Genomic DNA, 15,893 nt, shown 5'->3' with positions numbered 1-15,893 from the left:
ACATGCTTTATGGAAGCTGGGTCCGTCTGCTTTTGTGGGGCGGCGGACGGAATGGCTACAGCACGGCAACTTAGGGCACGCATATGATCCAGCAGGACCTTCTTGTCGAACTATTCAACGTTTGCGCTGAAAGGGAGCGCAATGGTCAATATGCTTCGTCCGGAATCCTTTGCTTGACTGATAGCCGAAAGCTTCCCGCATTTGTTTCGCCGATGCCGCGTGATCCAGAACCGGCAACTGGTATGGCAATTGATCATGACTTTTTAAACCAACTTCGAAAAGCCTGCAGCTTGAATCCGGCAATTCATGACGGAGCGGTGTTGGGAGGATACGATGAAGCTCTTGGCCGGTATGTGGTAACTGGCTGGTCTTATCGTTTGTTTGCCCCAAATGCAGGTATTTCAGAACTAATGAATATGGGCGCGCGTTTTCATAGTTCCCTTGCAATGAGCTGTGTCGACCATGTTGACGGAGTAATTACATGGTCTCCAGAGCAGGCGTATCTTTTTACGACAGGCCAAGTGAAACGACGGACTCTACATGAATAATCGAATCCGAATTTCAATCGTCGTCGTAACAGCGCTGACCTGGTTGGTTGCTGCGCTAATTTTTGGATTGCCAACAACGCTTGTCGATGCGGCACGACCATTCATAGCTGCCATGACAGTCGCAAGCGCAACCTTTGTTGCCTACGATCATTTCCTGTGGCGGTTGCCGTTGATCAGACGGTTTGTCGCGGGCACGCCTGACTTGCTAGGTGTCTGGAGAGGGGAAATTCACACGACATGGACGGATCCGGAGACCGGTAAGAGGAAGGATCCGATCCGTGGTTTTGTGCAAATCGATCAATCAGCCTCTAAATTCTGTATGCGTGTATTCACAGAAGAATCGCGTTCCAAAACAGTCGCTTTCTCGTTCGCTGATGACCAAGGCGTTTTTCGCTTGGCGGTCGTGTACGAAAATCAGCCTGATATCCATTTACGGGAAAAAAAGAGCGCCTTTCACCAGGGAAGCGCCTCATTCCACGTTCGCGGTTATCGTCCTGCGATGTTCAAGGGAGAGTATTGGACCGAGCGGAAAAATGTCGGCACGATTACGGTCTCTGAACGGCGGCGCGGAGAAATCGACAGCTATGAGCAAGGCGTGAAGCTTTACGACAGTTAGATTGCTTGTCGTCGTGGCCCCGACCAACTATCCCATAAAGTCCATAAAGCGGAGCGAGTTTTTTCAAAATCGGCCATATTCCAACAAACTTCCTGTCCATCCCGGATCAGAAAATGCAGATCATTAACACACGTCAGTGCGTTTGGATCACAGTTATATAGCCACACAATCGCATTGAGGAAGGTCTGGCTGTAACTGTTCGTAAATTCTGAGTTCGGAACATTTGAAAGCATGCCTTCCAGGAAATAAGAAGGCGCTACGGAGTCTGCGATTAGGTCGCGCTCAAGCATGACATTGCGCATGTTTTTCATGATACGAACATTTGGTTTGAAACGCGCAAGAGTATTTTGGTGCTTCGCGGTACAGTTATCGCGATGCTGTTTGGGGTAATTTACTATTTGCTTTCCATCGCGCGTCCAAAAGACAACGCCTTTGTCAAAGTCGTCGATGCCTGAGCGCGTGTATTTTCGATAGTCACGATGCTCTGCGCAGACAAGGACATCTGCGTCTCTGCGATTACCGTTTCCGGGAACAGAAATTGCCTTGCGTCCTAGGTGTACGCTGGGCCCGAACTTTTTTGTCAGCCAGGCTAGAACCTCGGCTCTGAATTTTGGAAAACCATATGGCTCCGGAATCCTATCACTTTCAAATAAATCTTTATCGGAGGGGTTCAGCCCATCAATATCGAAATAATATGTGGACGTCAGACAGATCACGACATCAACGTCGCTGTCCCTGTAAATATTAGTATCATTTCCATAGGATCCCTGCAGAAAAATATCGAATGATCGAAGCCAAAACGGCGAGCTTGGATCTTCCAATACAGACTTGATCGACTGATAGGTCGATGCCGACTGAGTCTTGGCGCCCTGGTGAGACCAGGTTTCTAATTGGGCTTCAGGAATGGCCATCGCGCTCTCCTAGCAATTCGACGATTTCGAACTCGCGGCTCGCAAAAGACTCCGCTCCGCGCTGGCGCAAGAGGTTGAGCTTGGCCATATCGTGCTCCAAAAAATCCGTAGCCATTTCAGGGTGATCAAACGTGTCGTCAATTCGCACTGTCGGCGTCTGAGGAAACAAAACGCGGCGCAATTGCTCCATCGAGGCCGTATTCACAGATAAAGTTTTTTGGAGCAATTGAACCGAGCGTAGATTTTTTACGACCCGCTTCACTAGCGTCGGCTTAGGCTCGGGATAATTTCCCGTGCCAAGGCTTAGTACGTGACATTGTTCCGGCTTTACGCCAAATGCGGCAACTGCATCTGCGAGCGCATATAGTGTCGGATTATTCGCACAGTAGCCGCCGTCCACCAATTCTACATTGTCTCCTTGATGCGTTGTCACCCATTTCCGCTCGAAAAACGGGTAGGCAGAAGAGGAAGCTTGAACAGCGTCTGAGAGAGTGCAGCCAAAGCCTGGAACAAAGGTCGCCTTACGGCCGTGCGCCTGCTCCGGAGTGCTCTTAAAAATCATTGGCGTTTCGACCTGCCATTTGGCCGCTACGATGCCAAGGCCGGTCCTAACCGCATCGAAACGCATATCGCCGACTGCGGCTTCACCTGCTTCGCCCAACTTCAGCGATTTTGCGCTAGGAGACTTTGCACGCATAATGCGAGGAACATGCTCATTGTAAAGATCATGAACATCTTCTACGGAGCGACCGATCGCCAAAAGGGCCGCAATGATCGACCCGGTGCTTGTGCCAAAAATTAGGTCGAATTTTTGGCAAAGCGGTGTGCCGAGAAGACCTTCTAGCTCGCGAAGAACGCCCAAAGTATAAAAGCCTTTAGCGCCACCCCCATCGAGGCTTAGGATATAACACGTTGACCTATCTTTTCCCGGCTCGCTCACACTCATTAGCCGCTGACCTCGCAGATTTCACCGTTCTCCATTCGTTCACAGAATTTAGCACTCACACCAAGTGGCCGCCAAGAATAAATCTAGATATTGTAGCAGATTGTGGAAAACGCCCAAAATCTAAAGGCCACGGATTATTTACGTCCTATTTAGCCGTTCAATACACAGTCACGAATTACAGCAGACCATGACCTCCCCACCGGTTTGAGGATATACGCGACATTGTGCAGTTGGCGTGACGCTTTGCGCCTTCCTTGGCGCGTTTCGATCCGGTGAATGCTTTGTTCAATGCGTATCTCAACGCTTCTTATTCGGTTACATTTATGAGGCCGCTCAATCGCTTCCTGCAAACCTTTTGGACTAGATTGGCCAGAAGCTTCGCGCGCTCGCCAAGCCATCCGAGTTCGTCTTCTGCGATTACATAATGTTTTGAATACCGCGCCTTAATATAAGCATCTTTTAGACGTTCAAAGCTTCGCCTCTGAAAACGGTCTTCATCAAGCCAAATCGCGCGGAATCGTTCGTCCTTTTCTTCAACGAGCGAACGCAGCTTTTTTAGATTATGGGTAGAAGGACTGTAGAGCGTCGTTGTCAGCAGATAACAACCGTATAAGCTCTCGACTGTTTGGTGGAGTTCAAAAGCTGCCTTCTTCCACATTTTCTCACTGAGACAATACTCAAACGTCTTGAGATTGTTTTCTGAGGCGGATAACCATTCGTCGAAATACTCCTTTGCCATCTCATACGCTTCTTTCTCATTGAGCGGCTTCGGATCGACAAAGCGATGACCTTCGAGTTCGTAGAGGGCTATCCCGTCGCGGACGATATCGACAAAGAAGTATTGCCCATGCGCCAGCTTGTCGTTCACCTCGCTGAGCGAGTGGACGATGAGACCGATGGGAGTTTTGATGGATTTCTCGCGTATGATGCGGTCTTCGGCCTTGTACCAGTAGGTGGCCATGTCCGTGAGCTGCTTGTAGTTGACCACGATGAGGAGATCGAAGTCCGATTGGTAGCCCTTGGCGGTCTTGCCGGCTTCGTCGACCCAGTCGCCTCTCGCATATGAGCCGAACAGGACGATTTTGAGGATGCGGCCTTTCTTGTCGTATTCCTTCTGGCTGTTCTTGCCGCGGGCGAGATCGAACTCCTCAAACAGGATCTCCTGGATGCGCGCGAGTTCGCGCTGCTTCTTCTCAGGGAGGTGTTCGATACTGGTTTTCATATATTGAAGCGGCGGCATGGCTATAGGCCCTACAGTGATGCGGATTACTTGCCAATGTAAATGAAATCCCGGCCAGCCGGGTCGGAAGCAGGGCGTTTGTGGCGATCGGGTATTCTGAGGCCGTCCAGATAATCGGCCCACCATTGCATCATTTCGACACGCTGATCCCAGGAGAGGATTCACCTGTCCCGAGTCTGATTTTTCTTTCAAAATCTTGCGAGAGATTGTTCATCCGTGTACCAAGCATCATTCCAACACATTTTTATGCTTGAGTAATTCAGTTCCCAAACATGGCGTATTCTGTATCACGTTTGTGCATGTTTGTCAGTGGCGAGATCAAATTTTTTTGATGACGCTGCATGCTGTTTTACAATTCAATCCGTCAAGCCGGCGCCAGATATCAGGTCAGCAATTTTGAGAGCAATCTGATTTCTTCCGGCAAGCGACCTGCGCTAGTTTGCAGACGTTCGCGCCAGCCAACGCCGCGCTTCTTCGCTTCGCGAAGGACTTCGTTGAAATCGTTAAGGCGGCGCTTGACCGAGAATGCCTCGATCAGCGTCGCGGCCTGCGCAACATCCTTGTCGGCCTTGGCCGCGCTTTCGCCTACCGAATGCCGCAAGGTTGAAACGATCAGCTTGTGAACCGCATATCGCTCTGGCGTCGGTATGTTGACGAGAACGCCTGTCTTGCTGAGCACCGCCGCCTGGACCGTCTCTTTCAACAGGAAGTCGAGAAAACGAAGGGGAACTGCGTCGGTCTTCAGGCTGGGCAGTGTGACGGGAGCGTCGCGATCCTTCCCTCGATTGGTCGTCAGTACATCCACGCGGTAACCGCCTGGGCGGGCGTAGGTCGTTGCAGCGGTCTGTGATGAAATATGCGGCACGGGCGAAAAGCGTTTGTCGACCTGCCGCAGAATGTCGAGGAACGAAGTCTCGAGCGCATCGTCGATTCCTACAGCGACGCCGTAATCTTGCGCGATATCGACATCGCCGGTTCTGATGGCGGCGCCAGGCAATCTGACGCCAAGAAGGCCCGCATAGGTCTGGAAGGCGACCGTGCCGACAACGACGCCCCTCAGGCGGAAGACGCCTGCGCCTGCCAGGGCTTCGAGGATTGCTGCGGTGAGCGTATCCGGTTCAGGCAGCCCGGCCGCCTTTAGTGACCGGATGATCGCCTTGCGCGCATCGGCGTCCGCTTTGGCTGCTTGTCCTCGCTCGATTGCGGCCGCCAGTTCCTCGGTGTCTGGACCGAGATAGCGCTCTGGCGGGCGCCCTTGCGGTCCGGTCGGCTCTTGGGCGTACCAGTAGGATTTGCCGGAAATTTCCCGCTTGCGAAAAGTCGATCCTGCCGGGAAGTCCGAGGCCGTTTGCGCGCGCAGCAAATCCGTCAGCTCGGCGTAGCTGGTCTGGAGAACGAGGGGCAGTTCCTGGATAGCCATTTACCGGCAGAATAGCATTTTGCCGGTAAAAATCAATACCCGAGGGCCTATCCCGAACCTCCAAGGTTGGAGATTATTTGCTTACGCTAGCATTGAATGCCATTGAACGCATAGGTTCACAATTTGCATCACGGCGTTAGCGCCGCCAGAATACGTGAACTACTTCAAATCCCGTTTCCACGGCGAGCACGTCGTTCATCTCAAGATCGCGCCCCATGCGCTCATAATCGATATAATATTGCAGGTTTTTAGGGGTTTTCGTCGTCTCCTCGGTCAAATTCTGAGCGAAATCGGCGAACGAAGAATACTTGCCCTGTAATCTTCCTCTATCGCAGTTCGATCACGCGCGCATCAAGCGGGCCGCAGACAAATGCTTCTCCAGGGCGGAGAGGGATGAAGTGATAGCGCTAGGCGTTTTTGGCGTGGAAACGCAAAGCCGGATCTCCTGGGACCGAAAGACCGATCTGCCGTAAAACTCAAAAAATGAGCGCCTGCGTTGATGCGGGCCTGGCCGTATGAATGCGCAATGCGGCCTTGTTAATGAATGTTCCTATGGTCCCGCATGATGTCCGCTATATGTTCAGTTCGATCCACGCGCGACTGAAAACGCCTTTTTCAATCCCTGGGTTGAAGGCCGCGTGGCTCATTAAGCGGCGCCGTCAAAGATAATCTATTCTCTTGGAGCAGTCGCCTCCCGCGAAGCCTCACACATTTCATCGGGCGAAATTGCATAGACTTCTGTCATGGCAGCCTTGAGGTCATCGCTGAATTTCTCAACAGCGTTGCACAATGCAGCGGTCGCAGACGCATCCCACTTGCCGGGGCAGGAAACGATTGTGAAGTCCCGTTCCTTCTCTATTGTTCTGTCGGAAAATTCCTCCAAACGTTTACGAGGAATGGCGAAAATGATGTAATTTTCGTCTCCGTGTTTTGATTGTACACACATTACACTTTTCTGCGGCTCGCCATTGGCGCCGAACAAAAACAAGGCTGCTGCGAGGCTTGAAATCATGGCGTCCATATCCTTTGATTGCTGTTCAGTCGTATTAATCTCGCCGCGAGGGGGCGGTTTCGGAAATTAGATGCGCTTACGGAACAACCTATCTATGCATTTTGTTTGGCGCCGATCAATAGTCCCAGTAAAAACAGGCGATCTCTCCTCCTGTTGCGTTATGTTATACAAAAAGATTGTCTTAGTTTTATGATATTTTCGCCTCTATTATTGACTCGTGATACACTTTGACTCGTGATACACTTTGATTGCAACCTTTTGCCTATAGAGTCGGCGTTGTTTTGCTCTATACAATCGCGTAGTCAATTTTGAGTCCTATCGGTCAGGCGGCGTCAGATTGCGCGCACGCCAATGGAGCAGTTATGCAAAAAACCTGGTTGATAGTGACAGTTTCCACCTTCGCACTTTCCTGTGGATGGGCGAACGCTTCAGAAACCGTTGATTACACTTATGATGCGCAAGGTCGTTTGATCAAAGTAGAACGATCAGGAACTGTCAATAATGATGTCGACACTGAATATGAATATGACGACGCGAACAATCGCACTAACGAAACGACTACAGGCTCGCCTAATCCGCCGCCCTGATCGGGGGATAGCATTCCAGCAGCGTAAGATTCTTTAAGTCCGCGGCGGTGCGTTTCAGCGGCAGGTTATAATGGAGCCGGCATATGAACCGGGCGATAATGCGCGCCGGTGGCGCGATAATTTTTATTTTTCTCGGTGTTTTCGCGGCTGCGACCGGGGCGCTCGCACAGCCTTCCGAATCGCCGTTGCCGCCGGACATTACGACCGACGCCAACGGCGTCGATCTCATCACCGGCAATTATTATCCGCCTTATCCTTCGATCGGCATTGGCGATGGTCCCGGCGCTCTTGGCGTCACACGCCAGGGCGGAAAGAAATATGTCGATTCCAATACCGGCGTGATCAACTCGGCCGGCTCGGGCAAGCTCGCCGTCACTCTGTTCGGCGAAACGAGAATTTGGACATCTGTCGGCGGCGGCGTTTATGAACCCGACGACGGGCATGGCGGCACGCTCGAATATCAGAGTTCTCACCCTCAGTACACATACACAACAGCTGACGGCGTCGTTGCCGAATATACGATCGCGACGTCCGGGCTTACGCCTATAGAGGCCAATATTGCCAGCGTTGACGCGGTCATTTTTCCGAGCGGGGAGCGAGTGGAGTTCGCCTACGCCCTGCAGTCACAATGCAACGCCTATCATCCGATTACGGGGCAGTGTATCGCGCTTATACAAGCTGTCAGGCTCGAGAGGATAAGAAGCACACTCGGCTACGAGCTTACCTATGATTACGGATCGGACACCTGCTGCGGCGCCAGCTGGTATACGGCGACGTCGATCGTGGCTTCCTCCTATTTCGGTTCGGGAAGCTGGCAGACGCTTTCCTTTTCCCATAACGGCTCCACTGAAGAAATCACCGACGCCGCCGGACGCACGCATGCCTATACGCGCAGTGCTGACGGCATAACCGGTTATAAAGGACCAGGCGCCTCGTCCAACGATGTTACGGTCACCTATGACGGCTCGGGCCGCGTCTACCAGCTTACGAAATTCGGCCTCACCTGGACCTATGCCTATTCCGACAACGGCTCGACGCGCACGACGACGATTACCGACAATGACGGCCACACGCGAACGGTGGTCTCGGATATGAATTCCAGTCGCGTGACAAGCAATACAAACGACCTCAACCAGACCACCAGCTATGAATATGACAGCTACGGCCGCATGACCGAAGTACACGCCCCTGAAGGAAATTATACCAAATATACCTACGACTCTCGCGGCAATGTCACGGCCGTGCGTGAATACGCCAAGGGAGGCGGGTCGAATATCCTGACCTACCAGGCGTCCTATCCTTCGTCCTGTTCCAATCCCAGAACCTGCAACCAGCCCAGCTGGACGAAAGACGCCTATGGCCGGCAGACTGATTACACTTATAACGGCACGCATGGCGGAGTTCTGACCGTCAAAGCGCCGTCGCCGGGAAGCGGAATTGCGCGCCCGCAGACGACATACGGATATTCGTTGCAAACGATATATTCCTACCAACATGCGACTTATTCGACGTCCGCCTATCGGCTGACTTCCGTGTCCTCCTGCGCCTCGACGGGATCGTCCACCTGTTCGGGAAGCGCCTCGGAAACCAAAACCGAGATCGCCTACGGGATAAACGACCGGCTGCCGTCGTCGGTAACCGTCAAGGCGGGGAACAATTCCGTCTCCGCGACCTCCGCCGTGACCTACAACAACAAGCGCTTTCCTGTGTTGGTGGATGGGCCATTGCCGGGCTCGGCGGATTTCACGCGGACTTTGTACACCCCTGGCGGCCAAGTGGCCGGAACCATTGGGCCGGACCCAGACGGCGGCGGGCCGCTTAAATATCGCGCCACCAAGATCACTTATAACAGCCGGGGCCAGCCTTATCTGACCCAGACCGGAACGACCACGAGCGGAACGAGCCTCGCGTCCTTTTCTGCGCTTCAATCAACAACAACCGATTATGATTCATACGGCCGCCAGAAGAGACGGTCATTCTCCGCCGGCGGGACGACCTACGCGGTCGTCGATTTGCAGTACCGGGGGGACAACGGCCTTCTCAACTGCGTCTCCCGGCGCATGAATCCCTCGATCTTCGGATCGACGCCGAGCGGATGCAGCATGGGAACCGAGGGCTCCTTCGGCGAAGACCGGCAGACGCAGACGCTTTACGACGCGCTGCACCGGCCGGTTCACGTAATCACCGCGCGCAATACGACAGCGCGAATCGACGAGTACAGGACCTACACGACAAACGGCCTTGTGGCGACCGTCACCGACGGCGAGGGCAACAAGACCACTTACGAATATGACAATTACGACCGCCGGGTGAAAACCCGCTATCCCTCGACCTCCCAGGGCGCCGGCGTCAGCTCGTCCAGCGATTACGAGCAATGGACCTATCGCGACACCGGGGCCGTTGCGACATACCGCAATCGGGCGGGCTTCACGCGCACATTCTCTTACGACAATCTTGAGCGCCGCATCGGCGCGACCGGCGGCGGCGGTCTGACGACGCGCGTTTACGAATATGACAATCTCGGTCGCGTCACGAAACTCGACGGCGACGGCGTAACCTATGTCAGCTATGATTATGACGCGCTCGGGCGCCTGCTCATGGACAGGCAGGCCGGGTCGGAAAAGATGTTTTACGAATATGACGATGCGGGCCGGATGACGAAAATGATCTGGCCGGACAATTTCTATGTCAATTACGATTACGATCTCTCGGGCGCCGTCACCAAGGTGCGCGAAAACGGCGCGAGCTCCGGCGTCGGCGTCCTCGCGGAATATGAATATGACGATCTCGGGCGGCGGACAAAGCTCACCCGCGGCAACGGCACGGTGACCGAATACGACTATGACGGCGCCTCGCGCCTCACGGAGATTGACGACAATCTGTCGGGAACGACCCACGACCAGACTCTGAACTTCTCGTACAATCCGGCCGGGCAGATCATGCAGCGCACCAGCGCCAATGATCTCTATGCTTTCCTCGACCATTATAATATCGACGCCGATGCTATCATTAACGGCCTCAACCAGGCGACCAGCGTCGACGGCAATTCCGTCAGCTATGACAACAACGGCAATCTGACGTCTTATGACGGCGTCAGCTATTCCTACGACGACGAAAACTTCATGACCAGCGGAAACGGTGCGACGCTTCATTACGATGCGGCCGGTCGATTGCGCTACGCCACCAAATCGGGCCTTCCCTCGACCCGTTATATTTATTCCGGCGAAACCGTGGTCGCCGAAGAGGATTCGAGTTTCGACATCACGCGCCGCTACGTGCATGGCGCGGGCGCTGACGAGCCTCTTGTCTGGTATGAGGGCGACGATACGTCCGACCGGCGCTTCCTTATCCCCGACGAGCGCGGCTCTATTGTCGCGATCACCAATTCCTCGGGCGCGGTCACCGGCGTCAACACCTATGACGCCTATGGCCAGCCGGGCGCCGGCAATGTCGGCACGTTCCAGTATACCGGCCAGGTCTTCGTCGAGCATGTGGGCCTCTATTACTATAAGGCCCGCTGGTATAACCACGAGCTCGGCCGTTTCATGCAGACCGACCCCATCGGCTATAGCGACGGCATAAACATGTATGGCTATGTCGGCGGAGACCCGGTGAATGGGACGGATCCGAGCGGCCTAAGTGACAAAAAGCAGAATACGAAGCCAGATGATCCAGTAGGCGCAGACCTCTGGGAATTTGTGACTAACTCTCCTGGCGCAAATGTTTCATGTAGTGGGGGGTGCGGCAGGACCACAAGTGGACTCAGTGCAGCGGCAAGCGGCTATGCTAATCATGCGCAAGCGAAGAGTTTCACAGCTCTGGGAGGAAGCGTGGGCCTAGCGGGCACGTCCCAAGGAACACCCTCGAAGATACAGAATACATCGATATTGGGCGGCTCAAAGGCATGGAGCCAAGGCAGATCGATCGACAGCAAGAACTACGAAAAGCTATCCAATATTTGGAACACTCCTTCAGTGCTCAAGCCAATTCTAAAAGTCGCGGAGCTTACTGCATTGCCTGTCCCCCCGGCAAATGCACAGTTTATTTTACAAAGTCGTGTGCTATTGCCGGATGGGAAGGTGCTGTTATACGCACCTCCTAGCTATAGACTATATCAAGATGGGCCAGTTGCTTGGCTCGCACCGCCAGGGTGGAGACCAGAATGGGGCCGAAATCCGGAAGGCCGGGCAAATACTATACGAATAATGCCTCCCAATGCCCGCTACCCGTCTGGTTACTTCAGAGTGTATAATTCTGTTGGCCAACCAATAAGCGTCATCACTGGCAAGCCCGGAACGAGAGCCGAGACTCACTTTCCGCTTGATGGTATGGTGGCCATGCCCGGATATTAACGAACTGAAGGGTGTCCATGCCCGCGATTACAGCACAAGCTCTCAAAAAACTACAGCAATTTGCTGGATCAGAGTTTATTAGAATTGCATGCGATTCGTCGCAAGTTATATTAACTTTCGACGCTGGGGAGATCGTGGTGGAAACTAGCGTTGAGGTCGAATCACGCGAGTCAAATACCTCGCTGGGAACAATAAGCCCAGCAACATTTCCCAAATTAGATTTAACATGCCTGTTTGGCGAAGAAGTCGAATACATAGAATTCGACGGAGAAAATTTAATGATCCATCTCCCGCAAGTTGTGTTTAAGATTCCGATAGCAGGGGACGGTTATGAATCTATTTCGATTTTCTTCTCCGATCCTGGGACCCGCTCTCTCTTTTTTTGATATTCAATAACTGCCATTAATACCTGACATGAATCGGCAGCAAGACTAGTCTATATCACTATCGGTGTTGATGAGGTGTGCAATAGCCATTTGCAATAGCCATTTTTCCATTCTCAACCTCGTTTATCCTTCGAACTTTTTGCGCCGATCTTAACGCAACCTGACCTTGCTGAATTTGCGTAAAGCCGAGCATTTTACGCTTTCTAATACTAGCTCCCCGAGCATCGATCCAAGTCTCCCGTGCCCCCGATGAATTCGGCAAGGGCACAAACTCGTCAAACACGGCATATTCCGAAACGCTCGCGCCCTCGAAACCACCATGGCGCCCGTTCTTCTGCGTCCGAGTCAGGACTCGCCGCCAGCAAGACGGCGACGGCCTTGCGAACCTCGTCTGCGGTGCCATACTAGATCCGCGCCCCGTGCAGGCATACGTTATTGTAGATCGCAAGGCACGCCACTTAGTTTCGCGACCTATCCGCCGCGAGCGTCGCGGCAGAAGTTGCAGGCGAGGGGGGCTCTTATGGCGCTCTCCTACTCCGGCCCGGTCCGTTCTTTCCCCACAGGCAAGCGGGGCGCCGGCCGTCGGCAGCGCCTTCCTGGGGAGCGATATTCTGACTTTCGGAAAAACGTAGGAGGGATAACGCTGGGTCCGCGAGATTGTCTCAGCCCAGGTTGAGTTTATGGAGCCGGCGCCGGGGCCTCGTAAGAGTGAGGAAAAACGGCGAGGGAGTTCGCGCCGGAACCGGCGTGACGCCCCCCGAAGTCTACTGGGCAGCCATCGGCGCGCCGCTTGCGTCGATTTCGATGATGCGGCGGCCAAAGCCCGTGAGATCGTTAAGGATGAGGTCGCGGTCGCCGACAATGACGACGATCATGTCGTCCTTATCGAGATATTGCCGGGCGAGGAACTTGACGTCCGCCAAGATCATGGCGTTCAGCGCCGCGCGCTGATCGTCGACGAAATCCGGCTCGAGATCGAATGTGAGCATGTTCGACAGGAAGCCGATTTTCTTGCCTGGCGTTTCATAGGCGAGGGCCTCGCGCTGAACGATCGAGTTCTTTGCGAAAGCGAGTTCTTCGTCTGTGGCGCCATCTTTGCGATAGGCGTCCAGTTCCTTGAAGAACTCGGTCAGCGCCGGGCCGGTGGCGTTGGCGCGCACGGCGGCGCTCGCCGTGAAGGCGCCCGCATAATCATTGGCGCCGAAGCCGCTGCGCGCGCCGTAAGTATAGCCTTTGTCCTCGCGCAGGTTCTGGTTGATGCGGCTGTTGAACGAGCCGCCAAGCGGGAAGTTCATAATGTTCGCTTTGTAAAATTCGCCGGCGGCGTCCCAGAGCATGGCGCGGCGCGCAATACGAATCTCCGACTGCGCCGCGTCAGGCTTGTCGATGAGATAGATGGCGTCGGTTTCGAGAGCGGGAAATGCATGGATCTCGGCGCGTTTTGCATCGCCTGCCTTCCATTGCGCGAAAGCCGAGAACTCGCTGATCAGTTTTGTTTGCGGCAGGTCCGAGACGACGACGATCTGAGCCCTCGCTTTTCGGACTTTCACTTCATAAAAGGCTTTGACGTCATCCAGTGTGATGGCGCTGATCGTGTCGGCGGTTCCCATATCCGCATTCGCGAAAGCGTTGTCGCCGCCATAAATGAGGAGACGGCGCACGTCATCGGCAAGCGCGCCCGGGTTCTTCTCTTTCTGGGCGATGGCCTGCAGGAACTGGTTCTTGACGCGTTTGAAGTCGTCCTCCTTGAATGCCGGAGAGAACAGTTTCGCGGCGGCGATGTCGAGCGTATCGGACAGGTTGTCCGTAAGCGTTGACACAACGAGGCTTGCATAGTCGTCGCCGGCTCCGATCGAGACGCTGGAGCCGAGGCGTTGCAGCCGGCCGCTTAACTCTTCCTTGCTGGCGCCGGTGGTCGCTTCATCGAGCATGGCGAAAGTGAGCGCCGTCAGCCCGAGCTTGTCGAGCGGCTCCTCGCGCTGACCGATATGGATCTGCAATTGCAGCGCGGTCGTCGGCGTTTCATTGTTTTCAGCCCCGAGAACCGCGATGCCGTTCGGCGTCGTGTCGCGCCAGATCGGCGGTGTGTGGATTTCGGGCGCGGGTCCAACCGGCGGCTTCTCCCCGCGATCGAAATCATCCGTCGCCATCCTGAACTCGAGATCATTCTCCGAGAGCGGCTGATATTCAGGGAGGGTGCGCGGCGTGTAGGTCCAGTTGTCGGGCTTGGCGGGCGCGAGCGCTTTGCCTTTCGGCAGAACGCTTAGGATGACGCCCGGCTTGCCTTTGAGATATTTCTCATACGCGGCCATCACGTCTTCGGCTGTTACCGTCTCATATCGTGCGATGTCTTCCGTCGAGAGATTGGGATTGGCGAAAAAGGTCTGATAGGCGGCGAGCTGCGAGACCTTGCCGGAAACGCTCTCGAGGCTGAAGACCTTGCCCGCGACAATGCGCATTTTGAACCGGTCGATATCGGCGTCCGAGACGCCGCGCTCTTCGAATTCCTCGAACGTCTCGCGGATGATACGTTCGAGATCGGCGAGGCTCGCGCCGCCACTGGGGTTTGGCAGCGCATTCACCGTGAATGTGCAGCCAAGCTCCTGGCAGCCATGGCCGGCCTGCGCCTGCACAGCAAGGCCGTTCTTGACGAGGTTTTTGTAAAGGAGCGACGTATCCCCGGTGCCGATGATCGACATCAACACGTCAAGCGGTGCTTCGTCTTTGTCCATGAGTGTGGTTGTCGGCCAGGACATGACTATAAGCGGCAGGGCGACATTGTCCTCGTAGGAAAGATAGCGGTTCTTGTTGATCGTAAATGTCGGCGCTTCGGGCTCGCCCACTTCAGGTCCGCGTGGGATCGATCCGAAATACTTTGCGACCCAGCTTAGCGCCTGGTCGCGGTCGAAATCGCCGCCGATAGTGAGAGCGGCGTTGTTCGGCCCGTACCAGCGTAGGAAGAAGTCTTTGAGGTCGTTGACGTCGACCCGGTCGAGGTCCTCCATATAGCCGATGGTTTGCCAGGAATAGGGATGACCTTCCGGGTAGAGCGCTTCATTCAGCTTTTCGCCTACAAGCCCATAAGGCTGGTTGTCTATATGCTGGCCGCGCTCGTTCTTGACCGTCGCGCGCTGGATTTCGAATTTCCGTTGGGTGACGGCGGGCAGAAGGAAGCCCATGCGATCGGCTTCGAGCCACAACATGCGTTCGAGCTGGTTGTTGGGCACTGTCTCGAAATAATTGGTCCGGTCGGTATTGGTGGTGCCGTTCAGCGTACCTCCGGCTTCGGTGATCAGCCCGAAATGCTCTTCATCGGCGACATTCTCGGAGCCGTTGAACATCATGTGCTCGAAGAAATGCGCAAAGCCTGACTTGCCGATGTCCTCGCGCGCGGAGCCGACATGATAGGTGACGTCTACATGAACGAGGGGATCGGAATGGTCTTCATGAAGAATCACGGTGAGCCCGTTGTCGAGCGCGTATTTTTCATAAGGAATGACGAAGTCGTCGCCTTCCCCGCGCGTCACCTTTTCGATGAAGCGCACGCCGTCGACTTTGGACGCCGTCATTGCGCTTTCCGCCGCGGCCGCCGCTTCTTTGGGCGTCGATGCTTGCTCATTATTGCATGCCGAAAGTACGGCGAGGCTTGCTGCGGCGAGGAGGGCGATTTTGGTCAGCTTCAACATCGTCTGTTTCATTGTCATCATTCCGGTCACAAACTTGAAAAAGAAGCAGCGCGGGAACACGGCGTCCCGCGCTGCTTCAGGCGAATAGGTGGAACGCTGCTCCGGTCCAGAGGGCGCTTTACCGAAACGGCGCGCGGCGCATTGAGGATCGCCTCACGCACGCGCGTTCCATTTGATAAGACGCAGAGC

General features: G+C 54.5%; 12 protein-coding genes. 5 read left to right on the top strand and 7 right to left on the bottom strand.

Going from position 1 to position 15,893, the window contains the following annotated elements; all coding sequences use genetic code 11:
• Positions 1 to 83: 83 nt before the first annotated feature.
• Both CW354_RS22970 and CW354_RS22965 read left to right on the top strand, forming a co-directional pair.
• Positions 84 to 548 carry a hypothetical protein gene (locus CW354_RS22970; RefSeq protein ID WP_133162180.1) on the top strand — a complete coding sequence of 155 codons (465 nt, stop codon included), beginning with the start codon at positions 84 to 86 and terminating at the stop codon, positions 546 to 548.
• A complete protein-coding gene (locus CW354_RS22965) occupies positions 541 to 1,164 on the top strand; it encodes a Cap15 family cyclic dinucleotide receptor domain-containing protein (protein ID WP_133162179.1) in 624 nt (207 codons plus the stop codon). Before CW354_RS22970 ends, CW354_RS22965 begins: the two co-directional genes overlap by 8 nt.
• Here the strand turns inward: CW354_RS22965 and CW354_RS22960 are convergent.
• From CW354_RS22960 to CW354_RS04565, 6 genes are all read right to left on the bottom strand, one after another.
• A complete protein-coding gene (locus CW354_RS22960; protein WP_133162178.1) occupies positions 1,161 to 2,075 on the bottom strand; it encodes an anti-phage nucleotidyltransferase in 915 nt (304 codons plus the stop codon). The genes CW354_RS22965 and CW354_RS22960 overlap by 4 nt on opposite strands.
• The gene (locus tag CW354_RS04585) at positions 2,062 to 3,021 is read right to left on the bottom strand and encodes an anti-phage phospholipase (RefSeq protein ID WP_104828857.1); all 960 of its coding nucleotides are present in this window, start codon (positions 3,019 to 3,021) and stop codon (positions 2,062 to 2,064) included. The genes CW354_RS22960 and CW354_RS04585 overlap by 14 nt, the downstream gene beginning before the upstream one ends.
• Before the next feature lie 307 nt (positions 3,022 to 3,328).
• Positions 3,329 to 4,261 carry a HEPN domain-containing protein gene (locus tag CW354_RS04580; RefSeq protein WP_207764663.1) on the bottom strand — a complete coding sequence of 311 codons (933 nt, stop codon included), beginning with the start codon at positions 4,259 to 4,261 and terminating at the stop codon, positions 3,329 to 3,331.
• Positions 4,262 to 4,643: 382 nt separating this feature from the next.
• Entirely contained in the window at positions 4,644 to 5,681 is a 1,038-nt protein-coding gene (locus CW354_RS04575) for a nucleotidyltransferase family protein (RefSeq protein WP_104828856.1), read from the bottom strand.
• Between the two features lie 136 nt (positions 5,682 to 5,817).
• Entirely contained in the window at positions 5,818 to 5,958 is a 141-nt protein-coding gene (locus CW354_RS04570) for an antirestriction protein ArdA (protein ID WP_104828855.1), read from the bottom strand.
• A gap of 393 nt (positions 5,959 to 6,351) precedes the next feature.
• Entirely contained in the window at positions 6,352 to 6,693 is a 342-nt protein-coding gene (locus tag CW354_RS04565; RefSeq protein WP_133162177.1) for a hypothetical protein, read from the bottom strand.
• Positions 6,694 to 7,055: 362 nt separating this feature from the next.
• On the opposite strand from CW354_RS04565, the gene CW354_RS04560 reads away from it, so the two are divergent.
• The 3 genes from CW354_RS04560 (at position 7,056) to CW354_RS04550 (ending at position 12,018) form a co-directional block, all read left to right on the top strand.
• Positions 7,056 to 7,280, top strand: a complete 225-nt coding sequence (locus tag CW354_RS04560; RefSeq protein WP_207764662.1) for an RHS repeat domain-containing protein — start codon at positions 7,056 to 7,058, stop codon at positions 7,278 to 7,280.
• A gap of 83 nt (positions 7,281 to 7,363) precedes the next feature.
• Positions 7,364 to 11,632: an RHS repeat domain-containing protein gene (locus CW354_RS04555; protein WP_104828853.1), complete on the top strand. Its 4,269-nt coding sequence runs from the start codon at positions 7,364 to 7,366 to the stop codon at positions 11,630 to 11,632.
• 17 nt (positions 11,633 to 11,649) lie between these two features.
• Positions 11,650 to 12,018 carry a hypothetical protein gene (locus CW354_RS04550; protein WP_104828852.1) on the top strand — a complete coding sequence of 123 codons (369 nt, stop codon included), beginning with the start codon at positions 11,650 to 11,652 and terminating at the stop codon, positions 12,016 to 12,018.
• A gap of 764 nt (positions 12,019 to 12,782) precedes the next feature.
• Here the strand turns inward: CW354_RS04550 and CW354_RS04545 are convergent.
• Positions 12,783 to 15,716: a M16 family metallopeptidase gene (locus CW354_RS04545; RefSeq protein WP_104828927.1), complete on the bottom strand. Its 2,934-nt coding sequence runs from the start codon at positions 15,714 to 15,716 to the stop codon at positions 12,783 to 12,785.
• Positions 15,717 to 15,893 lie beyond the last annotated feature (177 nt).

Source organism: Hyphococcus luteus (assembly GCF_002943565.1).
Lineage (GTDB): Bacteria > Pseudomonadota > Alphaproteobacteria > Caulobacterales > Parvularculaceae > Hyphococcus > Hyphococcus luteus.
The sequence above is the reverse complement of the archived record's forward strand: the minus strand, read 5'-3'. Positions and strand labels throughout refer to the sequence as shown.